We start from the raw sequence: 11270 nt of genomic DNA on the forward strand, positions 1-11270 counted from the left end.
TTGATCGACCGTTTTCTCGATAATGCGCTCGAAGCCGAAGCCGATGCCATCTGTGACGGCGTCGATGCTTTTGTCCCGGCGGTGATGGAACATATCGAAATGGCCGGAGTACACTCCGGTGATTCCGCTTGCGTGATTCCGCCGGTCAATATTTCCCCCGAGCATATTGCCACCATGACCGAATATACCGAACGTATCGCGATTGAGATGGGAGTCGTCGGGCTGATGAACATTCAGTACGCGATTCATCGCGATCAGGTTTATATCCTCGAAGCCAACCCCCGCGCCAGCCGTACCGTGCCGCTGGTTTCGAAGGTGTGCGCCATTCCGATGCCGCGACTGGCGGTGCAGGTCATGTTGGGGCAGCCGTTGCGAAAGCTCAATCTGCAGCAACGGCTCGTCCCTTATTTTGGCGTCAAAGAGGCGGTTTTCCCTTTCAACATGTTCCCCGAGGTCGATCCGGTACTCGGTCCCGAGATGCGTTCGACCGGTGAGGCGCTGGGGCTGGCCGACAGCTACGGCCTGGCATTCTTCAAGGCTCAGGAAGCAACAGGAACCTGCCTGCCGCTCAAGGGGTGTGTTCTGTTGACCATTGCTGAAGCCGATAAAATGGCCATTCTTGAAGCCTCGCGACTGTTTCATGCGCTTGGTTTCACCTTGCGAGCAACGTCGGGTACCTGCGATTTCCTGCGTGCTCAGGGGTTGGTGGCAGAACCTATCCTGAAAATGCATGAGGGGCGACCGAATATCGGTGATGCTCTGAAAAATGGTGAGATACAGTTGGTCATCAATACCCCTATCGGTAAACAGAGTTTGCATGACGATTCCTATATCCGCAAAACGGCGATCCGTTACAAGATCCCTTATATCACCACGGCCGCCGCTGCGCAGGCCGCTGCGTTGGGGATCGCTGCCAGATTACGCGGCAAGGGCAACATCCGTTCGTTGCAGGAATATCACAGCGATCTGGGTTGATCTGCCTGTTTGCGAATAAATTGGATTTATTAAGGAAAGATCATGCCCAAACGTACTGACATCAAGAAAATTCTCATCATCGGCGCCGGGCCGATTATCATCGGCCAGGCCTGTGAATTCGACTATTCGGGGACTCAGGCCTGCAAAGCGTTGAAAGAAGAAGGCTACGAGGTCATTCTTCTTAACTCGAATCCGGCCACGATCATGACCGACCCCGACTTTGCCGACCGCACCTATATCGAGCCGGTAACTCCGGAGTCGCTGGAGAAGATCATCGCCACAGAACGCCCCGACGCGATCCTGCCGACGCTGGGCGGTCAAACCGGTCTGAACACCGCCGTGGCGGTCGCCAGGAACGGGGTTCTCGCCAGGTATAATGTCGAGCTGATCGGAGCCAAACTGCCGGCAATCGAGATGGCCGAGGATCGCACGCTGTTCAAGGCGGCGATGGCCCGTATCGGGGTAGCCGTGCCGCGCAGCGGGCTGGCACATAATCGTCAGGAAGCGATTGACATCATCGATCAAGTCGGTTTTCCGGCCATCATTCGTCCGTCCTTTACTTTGGGTGGCACCGGTGGCGGTATTGCCTACAATCGCGAAGAATACGAGCACATCGCCATGGCCGGGATTGAGGCCTCGCCAACCAATGAGGTGCTGATCGAGGAATCGATAATCGGCTGGAAGGAATATGAACTCGAAGTGATGCGCGACATGGCTGACAATGTCGTTATTATTTGCTCGATCGAAAATTTCGACGCGATGGGGGTCCATACCGGTGATTCGATTACCGTCGCTCCGGCCCAGACCTTGACCGACAAGGAATATCAGATTCTGCGTGATGCTTCCCTCAAAATCATTCGCGAAATTGGTGTTGAGACCGGTGGTTCGAACATTCAGTTCGGAATTAATCCCAACGATGGGCGACTGGTCGTCATCGAGATGAACCCGCGGGTATCGCGCTCTTCAGCACTGGCGTCGAAAGCGACCGGATTTCCCATCGCCAAAATTGCCGCAAAACTCTCCGTTGGCTACACGCTTGATGAAATACCGAACGATATCACCCAAGAGACATTGGCATCGTTTGAACCAACAATTGATTATGTTGTGACCAAAATTCCGCGTTTTACTTTCGAGAAGTTCCCCCAGGCGAATGCAACGCTGACCACCCAGATGAAATCGGTCGGTGAGGCCATGGCTATTGGACGCACCTTTAAGGAAAGTTTCCAGAAAGCGTTGCGTTCGATGGAAATTGGTTCCTGCGGGTTCGAAAGCCGTTTTCCCAATGCTGTCGGGAAGCTCGACCCGGAGCAACAGGCGTTGTTGCGCGAAAAACTGAGTGTCCCCAACTGGGAGCGTCTCTGGTATATCGGTGACGCCTTACGCTTCGGGATGAGTATTGAGGAGATCTATCGGTTTACCGGGATCGACCCCTGGTTTCTTGACAATGTGCGGCAGATTATCGACATGGAAGGGCGGCTGATTGCGGCGCAGGCCGATATTGCCAGCGGCAGTGCCGAGATGGTCACGCTGCTGCGCGAAGCAAAGGCGTACGGTTTTTCCGATCTGCGCCTGGCCATGTTGTGGGCGACCGACGAAGGCACGGTGCGGGAGCTCCGTCACAAAACCGGAGTTCGTCCGGTTTACAAACGGGTTGACACCTGTGGGGCTGAATTTGCAGCGCACACCCCTTATCTTTATTCGACCTATGAGTCAGAATGCGAGGCAGAGCCAACCGGCCGGCGTAAAATCATGATTCTCGGCGGCGGACCGAACCGGATCGGGCAGGGGATAGAATTCGATTATTGCTGTGTTCACGGTGCTTTTGCGCTGGCTGAGGACGGTTTCGAGACGATCATGGTGAACTGCAACCCGGAAACGGTCTCGACCGACTACGACACCTCGGATCGTTTGTATTTTGAGCCGTTGACATTTGAGGATGTGCTGGAAATTGTCGCGGTGGAAAAACCGGTTGGAGTGATCGTCCAGTTCGGTGGACAAACCCCGCTGAAACTGGCCGTTGCCCTGGAAAAAGCCGGGGTACCGATCATTGGCACCCCGCCTGATGCGATCGACCGCGCCGAGGACCGCGAACGTTTTCAGGCCCTGTTGCACAAACTTGACCTGAAACAGCCGGAGAACGGTATCGCACATTCTACGCTTGAGGCCGAAGCAATAGCTGAGCGGATCGGCTATCCGGTAGTGGTGCGACCTTCCTATGTGCTCGGTGGCCGGGCAATGGAAATCGTTTACAGCAGTGAACGGTTGCGTCACTATATGCAGTTTGCCGTTAAGGCTTCGCCGGAACATCCTGTTTTGATTGACAAATTTCTTGATGCTGCGATTGAAGTCGATGTCGATGCGTTGGCGGATGGCACGGCGGTAGTGATCGGTGGCGTGATGGAACATATTGAAGAGGCGGGGATTCATTCCGGTGACTCAGCATGTTCGCTCCCGCCTTATTCGCTGTCACCCGCGATTCTTGCCGAGATTCGGCGGCAGACCTGTGCCCTGGCACTGGAAATCGGTGTTATCGGCTTGATGAATATTCAGTTTGCGGTGAAGGACGATACCGTTTTTCTGATCGAGGTTAATCCGCGCGCCAGCCGGACATCACCCTTTGTTTCGAAAGCAACCGGTCGACCGCTGGCCAAGATTGCGGCACGGCTGATGGCTGGCAAGACCCTTGCTGAACTTGGCATCTGCACAGAGATCATCCCTGAACATGTCTCCATCAAGGAATCCGTCTTTCCGTTCGTCAAATTCCCCGGAGTGGACACGCTGCTCGGCCCGGAGATGAAGTCCACCGGTGAAGTGATGGGGATCGATGTCGATTTTGCCAAGGCGTTTGCCAAGGCTCAGCGCGGTGCCGGCGTCAAGTTGCCGCTTGCAGGCAAGGTTTTTATCAGCGTCAAGGAGGACGACAAACCGGGGGTACTCGATCCTGCACGCAAGTTGGTTGCTGCCGGTTTTAAGATCGTCGCCACCAGTGGCACGCATAACTATCTGTGCGAACATGGCATTGAGTCACAGCTGATTAACAAGGTGATGGAAGGGCGGCCGCATTGCGTTGATGCACTCAAAAATAATGAAATCGATCTGGTTTTCAATACAACATTCGGTGAACAATCAATCCAGGATTCCTACACCATTCGCCGCACAACGCTGATGGCAGACATTGCCTATTTTACCACCGTCGCGGGTATCCGGGCCGCTGTTGGTGCAATCCTCGCTTTGCAGCGAGAAAGCCTTGACGTTAAACCGCTACAAGAGTATTATTAGCACCGTTGACCTTGACTCAGTACGAGCGAAGGTCTGTTTTTTTAACCAAAGCACTCTGAACACTAACTGTCGGGCGGGTTTTCCCCGCCCGCTGATTTTTTATCAACGAAGGATTGCAGGATTATGTCTGATAATGTGCCGATGACCCTGGAAGGTCATGCTACGCTGCAGGAAGAACTGAAGAATCTGATAAGGTTTGAACGACCCAAGGTGGTCAAGGATATTGAAATTGCTCGCGGTCACGGTGATCTTTCTGAAAATGCCGAATACGATGCGGCCAAAGACCGGCAGGGGATGATTGAAGGGCGGATTCGTGACTTGAGTGACAAGCTGGCTCGTGCCCAGGTGATTGATGTATCTCAAATTGCAGCGGATAAGATCGTGTTTGGTGCCAAGGTGACGATGCTCGATGTCGATACCGAAATTGAAGTGACATATCAGCTGGTTGGCGAGGATGAAGCGAACCTCAAGCTGGGGAAAATCTCTGTCACTTCACCGGTCGGCAGGGCGCTGATCGGCCATCAGGTCGATGATGAGGTGCGCATCAAGGTTCCTTCAGGCACAAAAGTTTACGAAATCATCAATATTGTTTACGAATAAATCGTTTGTTGCATATAATGGCGCAGCGTCATCTGCAAACGACATGTGGAGAAAACCATGAGTGAAAAAATTACCAAAGACATGACCTTCCAGCAAGTGATGCAATTGAATCGCGAAACGATCAAGGTGTTGCAGAAGTTCAACCTTGGTTGTGTCGGCTGTATGGGTGCTCAAAATGAATCGCTGGAGCAGGGCGCAACGGCCCATGGCATTGACGTCAATGAACTGCTCGCCGAGCTCAACGCCGTCGTCAAATAGCGATAAAAGGGGAGCAATGCCCCCATCTCCATCTCCTGAACGCAGTCATGAGCTGCTTTCAGCCCCTCTTGACCGGATCCGTGGTGTCGGGCCGCGCGTGCTTGACAAATTAGCCACCCTCGGTCTCAAGACAGTAGACGATGCCCTCTACCATCTGCCGTTGCGTTATGAAGACCGACGGCAGGTGCGTAAGATTGCCCAGTTGCGTGATGGCCGCCAGGAGATATTCAGCGGCGAAATCATCTCCTCTGCCGAAACCCTGACCAGCAAATCCCGTCGTCGTATCTATGAAGTCGTGGTCAGCGACAATAGTGGTTACATCTCTCTTAAGTGGTTCCATTACCGCAAAGCCTGGTTTGAAAAACAATATGCCGTCGGTCGCCGGGCGGTTTTTATCGGCGACGTCAAACGCTTCGGCGCACTCCGGGAAGTACATCACCCCGACGTCGAATTTCTTGCTCACGACCAGGATCCCCTCACCTTATCGACCGTCGATCCCCTCAATTACGGGCGCATTGTTCCGATTTATCCGCTGACAGAAGGGCTGCACCAGAAAACCGCACGTAAGATCTGGTATGAACTGGTGAACCGTTTTGCAGCGTTTGCCGTCTCGGTTCAACCCCCTGAAATTATCCAGCGACGGCGGTTGATGCCCCTCGCCGAAGCATTGGCGTGTGCCCATAATCCTGTTCCTGCACAAAATGAAAAGCTGGAGACATATCTCGCCGAGGCACATCGTTCTCTGGTTTATGATGAATTTTTTTACCTTGAGCTGGGACTGGCGCTGAGAAGGAGAGGGGTGATCCTCGAAGCGGGGATTCCCTTTGCCGTCAACCACGTGTTCACCAAACCCCTTGCGGCCCTGCTGCCATTTCGCCTGACGGACGCCCAACGTCGGGTTCTCGGTGAAATTAAACGCGACATGATGCAACCGCATCCCATGAATCGACTGGTGCAGGGGGATGTCGGCAGTGGCAAGACCATCGTTGCGCTGATGGCGGCGTTGATTGCGATTGAAAACGAAACCCAGGTGGCCGTTGTCGCACCGACTGAAATCCTCGCGGAGCAGCATTATTTGAATTATCGCGGCTGGTTCAAGGAGCTGGGGCTGGAAATTGCGTTCCTGTCAGGATCGACAAGCAGGAAGAACCGGAGTGAACTGTTGTCACGACTGGCTGCCGGTGAAATCGATCTTCTCGTCGGGACCCACGCTGTTTTGCAGGAGGACGTGATCTTCAATCGACTGGGGTTGGGGGTAGTCGATGAACAACATCGCTTTGGAGTCAAACAACGCAATCAACTGCGCAAGAAGGGGGCAACGGTGGAATGCCCGGAACGTAATCCTGACATTCTGGTGATGACCGCGACGCCGATTCCGCGCACCCTGGCATTGACCCTCTATGGGGATCTGGCGCTTTCGGTGATCGACGAAATGCCCCCTGGACGAACGCCTGTGAAGACTCGGGTACTCTTTGATTCAGCCCGTGACCAGGCACATCAGATCATTGCCCGTGCGCTGCAAGCCGGGCGTCAGGCGTACGTGGTGTACCCGTTGATAGAGGAATCGGAAAACAGTGATCTGTTGGCGGCGACCGATGCTGCTGCTACGTTACAACAAATTTTTCCTGATTATCGCATAGGCTTATTGCATGGACGCATGAAAGCCGATGAAAAGGAAGAAATCATGCGCGAATTCAAGGCGCGCACGATCGATATAATGGTTTCAACCACGGTCATCGAAGTCGGCATTGATGTGCCGAATGCGACAGTAATGGTCGTCGAACATGCCGAGCGTTTTGGTTTGGCTCAACTGCATCAGCTGCGGGGACGCATTGGCCGTGGTGAAGGCGGTGGCACCTGTGTGCTGATTCGCTCGGCGCAGTGCAGTGCAGAGGGCCAACAACGTTTGGCAGTGATGGTGGCGACGACTGACGGTTTTAAGATCGCCGAGGAGGATCTTGCGATTCGCGGTCCCGGAGAATTCCTTGGCACGCGTCAATCAGGGATCCCTGACTTTCGGGTTGCGAATCTTCTTACCGATGGTCGGGTGCTTGAGGAAGCTCGACAGGATGCTTTCGCCTTGGCGGAAGACCCGGAGTTTTTCAGTTCAGACCGCTTTCGCGATTTGCGGGTGGTTCTGATGCAACGCTGGGGGACGCGTCTGGAATTGGCAAGTGTTGGATGATTCTCTGTTGATGATTTTTTATAATTCTCAAAGTTTACATAATATATCTTATGCGACGTAACGTTTAATCCTGCAACTTGGCGGGTGCTGCCATCGCATCCGCTAAATCGGGTATCGCCTGTGCCCTGTTCAAAAAAAAACGGTCTCAACCGAAGTCAAGACCGTTTTTATTTGATATGGTCGGGGCGAGAGGATTCGAACCTCCGACCACTTGACCCCCAGTCAAGTGCGCTACCAGGCTGCGCTACGCCCCGTTAATTCAACGTTTGTAATTATGCTGTAACATGTTATTTAAGTCAAGGAGAAACAGGTGCTTATCTATATCTTGCGGCGGTCGATGACACGCTGTGCCTTCCCCTCATGGCGTGGCATGGACGACGGCTCTACCAGCTTGACCTTGGCGCTTAAGCCGAGTGCCGAGGCAAGTTGTTTTTCCATCTGGTTCACAAACGCGCGCTGCCTTTTCATTTCATCGAAGAAGATTTTCTCGTTGACCTCGACCTGAACTTCAAGCGTATCCATATTATTGACCCGCTCAACGATCAGCTGATAATGCGGTTCGATCCCTTCTGCCTGAAAAAGTACTTCCTCAATCTGGGTCGGAAAAACGTTGACACCTTTGATGATCAACATATCGTCGGAACGCCCCATGGTCTTTGCCATTCTCACTGTCGTCCGGCCACAGGGACATGGAGAATAATCCAGACAGGTAATATCACGGGTGCGATAACGGATGATTGGCAGTGCTTCTTTGGTGATGTTGGTCAGCACCAGTTCTCCGGTTTCCCCTGCAGGCAATGCCGCTCCGGTTTCAGGATCGATGATTTCGGCAATGAAATGATCTTCAGAAATATGCATGCCGTTGCGGTAAAGGCAATCTCCCGAGACTCCTGGCCCCATGATCTCCGACATGCCGTAATTATCGGTCGCAATAATGTCAAGCCGGGTTTCCAGCTCCCGGCGCATCTCTTCACTCCACGGTTCTGCCCCAAACAGACCGACGCGCAGGTCGAGCTGTTTGGGGTCGATTCCCAGAGTTTCCATCCGGTCAACCATGGTCAGCGCATATGAAGGTGTACATACCAGCACCGACGACTTATAGTCCTGCATGATCATCAGCTGTTTGTCGGTATTACCACTCGACATCGGAATGACCGAGGCACCAATCCGTTCAGCACCATAGTGCAGCCCAAAAGCACCGGTGAAAAGTCCGTAGCCGAAGGCAATGTGCACAATATCATCTTCAACCACCCCGGCGGCGGTCATAAAACGCGCCACCAGTTCTGTCCAGGTATTCAGGTCATTGCGCGAATAGCCAACCACGGTCGGTTTGCCGGTGGTGCCCGAGGAAGAATGAATCCGGACGACATCGCGCATTGGTACCGCGAACATGCCGTAGGGATAGTTCACACGCAGATCTTCTTTGGTGGTAAATGGCAGGATGGACAAGTCATCCAGTGACCGCACATCTTCCGGAGTGATCTTTGCTTCCTGGAATTTCTTTTGATAGCACGGCACCTTGTGATAAGCGCGATGCAGCGTCGTTTGCAGTCGTTCAAACTGCAACTTGCGCAGTTCCTCGCGCTCCATGCATTCATGCACGGGATCCCATATCCGGTTATCGAGCCCGTAGGTGTGTGCTTTGGTCAACGGCATATCGATCAAGCCTTACAACGTATAGATGCGCTCGCCCTTGAGGACGACGACATCATTTGCGGTCAGAACCTTGATCGCGGCTTCAACCTGATCAAAACGGAAGATAATGATCGCATTGCTGTTGCTGCGCTCAACATAGGCGTACATATATTCGACATTGATTTTATGCGCATCAAGAATTTCAAGGATTCCGCAAAGCCCTTTGGGGCGATCGGGAACTTCGACTGCAACGACCTCTGTCTTGTTGACGGTGAAACCGTGTTCTTTGAGGAACGTCTTGGCTTTGTCGGTCTGATCGACGATCAGACGCAGAATGCCGAAATCGGAGGTGTCAGCAAGAGACAGTGCACGGATATTAATGCCAGAGTCGCCCAGCACCCGGGACACTTCGGCGAGGCGCCCCGATTTGTTCTCGATAAAGATAGAAATCTGTTCAACTTTCATCAGCTGCTCCTTATCCTTATTATTTATCGAGTCGCTTATCGATTACGCGCTGCGCTTTTCCTTCACTGCGGGCAATCGACTTCGGCTCCACCAGGCGGACCTTGCAGGTTACTCCGAGTAAATCCTTGATATCCTTGGTAATATGATGACTGAGCTTTTGCAAAACCTTGATTTCATCGGAAAACGTTTGTTCATTAACCTCAACCTGCACTTCAAGAGTATCCAGGTTATCCGCCCGATCAACGATCAGCTGATAGTGTGGTTCAATCCCTTCGATCGAAAAAAGAACACTTTCAATTTGTGATGGAAAGACATTGACCCCGCGGATAATCAGCATGTCATCACTTCGACCACTCATGCGTTCGAGGCGCACATGAGTGCGACCACAGGTGCAGGGCTCGACGATCAAGCGCGTAATATCGCGGGTTCGGTAGCGGATCAACGGGATCCCCTCTTTGGTGATGGTAGTAATGACCAATTCCCCCTTTTCCCCGGCCGGAACGGGTTCACCTGTTTCCGGATTGATGATTTCGGGGATGAAATGATCTTCCCAGATATGCAGGCCGTGCTGTTCCTCAACGCATTCAATGGCGACGCCTGGCCCAAGGATTTCGGACAGACCGTAGATATCCATCGCTTTAATTCCGAGTTTTTCTTCAATCTCGCTACGCATCTGCTCACTCCATGGTTCAGCACCATGGATGCCAATACGCAGCGGAAGCTTGCGAATATCAACCCCCTCTTCCAACGCCGCCTCGGCCAGATAGAGAGCATAAGACGGTGTACAGGTCAATACTGTTGAACCGAAGTCCTTCATGATCATGATCTGCTTTTTGGTATTGCCTCCCGACATCGGAATGACGGAAGCGCCGAGCCGTTCTGCACCGTAATGGGCCCCTAGCCCACCGGTAAAAAGACCGTAGCCGTAAGCATTATGGATCACATCGCCACGATGGGAACCGGCGGCGACAAAGGCTCGGGCCATCAGCTCTGCCCAGATATCGATATCACGTCTGGTGTAACCGACAACGGTCGGCTTGCCGGTCGTCCCGGAAGAAGCATGGATGCGAACAATTTCATCGAGCGGGACGGCAAACATCCCGTAAGGATAGTTGTCACGCAAATCCTGTTTGAGTGTGAACGGCAAGCGCCGCAAATCGTCGAGGGACTTGATCTGCGCCATTCCAATTTTGGCCGCGCTGAATTTCTCCTGATAAAGCGGGACGGCGACACTGACCCGGTCGAGCGTCTGTTTTAACCGTTTCAGTTGCAGCGAGGCAATGGCTTCCCGTGGTAAAGTTTCAAAATCGTCATTCCAGATCATGATCCATTCCCCTGGAGATAAATGTTAAAAATCATGTAGTTAAAAGCCAACAGTTAAACCTGATTCAAAGGCTTTGAGGTTGACTGCGCAAAACTTCTCCGGCACCAGTTTCTTGATGGCCTGCCGCCACAGGTCCAAATCGATATCGAGAAGCGTGGCCAGCGTACCGAGCAAGACGGTATTAACAGTGCGGTCATTACCGGCCTGGATCGCCAGTTGCAAACCGTTGACTATCCGGCTCTGCGGTACCTGTGCAATAATTTTTTCAGCCAGTCTGGCCGGATACTGCTCTTTACCGATAGCCACCGGCAGCGGCATAATTTTCAGATCGTTGGCCAGCACCTTCCCGTTTGCTCCGAGCAAAGGGAGACAACGGTAAGTTTCAAGCAGCTCGAAACCGAAGAGAATATCCGCCTCCCCTTCCGGAATAATCGCCGAATGAACTTTGCTCCCGAAACGGACATGCGAAACTACGCTCCCGCCACGCTGCGCCATCCCGTGCACTTCGGCCTTTTTAACATCATAACCGGCGAGCATCAGGACCTCGGT

9 protein-coding genes and 1 tRNA gene are annotated in these 11270 nt (G+C 53.0%); 5 read left to right on the plus strand and 5 right to left on the minus strand.

What is annotated here, in order from left to right:
* The 5 genes from K0A93_13070 to recG form a co-directional block, all read left to right on the plus strand.
* Nucleotides 1–975, plus strand: a 975-nt coding sequence (locus tag K0A93_13070; GenBank protein ID MBW6513020.1) for an ATP-grasp domain-containing protein, incomplete at its 5' end; no start/stop codon positions are given.
* 42 nt (nt 976–1017) lie between these two features.
* Entirely contained in the window at nt 1018–4254 is a 3237-nt protein-coding gene (gene carB, locus K0A93_13075; protein MBW6513021.1) for a carbamoyl-phosphate synthase large subunit, read from the plus strand.
* Nucleotides 4255–4377: 123 nt separating this feature from the next.
* On the plus strand, nt 4378–4854 hold the full coding sequence (gene greA / locus K0A93_13080) for a transcription elongation factor GreA (GenBank protein MBW6513022.1): 477 nt from the start codon (nt 4378–4380) through the stop codon (nt 4852–4854).
* A 57-nt stretch (nt 4855–4911) separates the two neighbouring features.
* Nucleotides 4912–5112 (plus strand): DUF1858 domain-containing protein, encoded by a 201-nt coding sequence (locus K0A93_13085; GenBank protein MBW6513023.1) that lies wholly within the window; start codon nt 4912–4914, stop codon nt 5110–5112.
* 16 nt (nt 5113–5128) lie between these two features.
* Nucleotides 5129–7297 carry an ATP-dependent DNA helicase RecG gene (recG, locus tag K0A93_13090; protein ID MBW6513024.1) on the plus strand — a complete coding sequence of 723 codons (2169 nt, stop codon included), beginning with the start codon at nt 5129–5131 and terminating at the stop codon, nt 7295–7297.
* A gap of 177 nt (nt 7298–7474) precedes the next feature.
* Here recG and K0A93_13095 read toward each other — a convergent pair.
* From K0A93_13095 to K0A93_13115, 5 genes are all read right to left on the minus strand, one after another.
* Nucleotides 7475–7551, minus strand: a tRNA-Pro gene (locus K0A93_13095).
* 64 nt (nt 7552–7615) lie between these two features.
* Nucleotides 7616–8953 (minus strand): phenylacetate--CoA ligase, encoded by a 1338-nt coding sequence (locus K0A93_13100; protein ID MBW6513025.1) that lies wholly within the window; start codon nt 8951–8953, stop codon nt 7616–7618.
* Nucleotides 8954–8965: 12 nt separating this feature from the next.
* Complete coding sequence (locus tag K0A93_13105; GenBank protein MBW6513026.1) at nt 8966–9397, minus strand: ACT domain-containing protein; 432 nt, start codon at nt 9395–9397, stop codon at nt 8966–8968.
* A gap of 19 nt (nt 9398–9416) precedes the next feature.
* Complete coding sequence (locus K0A93_13110; protein MBW6513027.1) at nt 9417–10721, minus strand: phenylacetate--CoA ligase; 1305 nt, start codon at nt 10719–10721, stop codon at nt 9417–9419.
* A gap of 39 nt (nt 10722–10760) precedes the next feature.
* A partial coding sequence (locus K0A93_13115; GenBank protein MBW6513028.1) for an indolepyruvate oxidoreductase subunit beta occupies nt 10761–11270 on the minus strand: 510 nt, incomplete at its 5' end.

The organism is Desulfuromonadaceae bacterium, from assembly GCA_019429445.1.
Classification (GTDB): Bacteria; Desulfobacterota; Desulfuromonadia; order Desulfuromonadales; family JAHYIW01; genus JAHYIW01.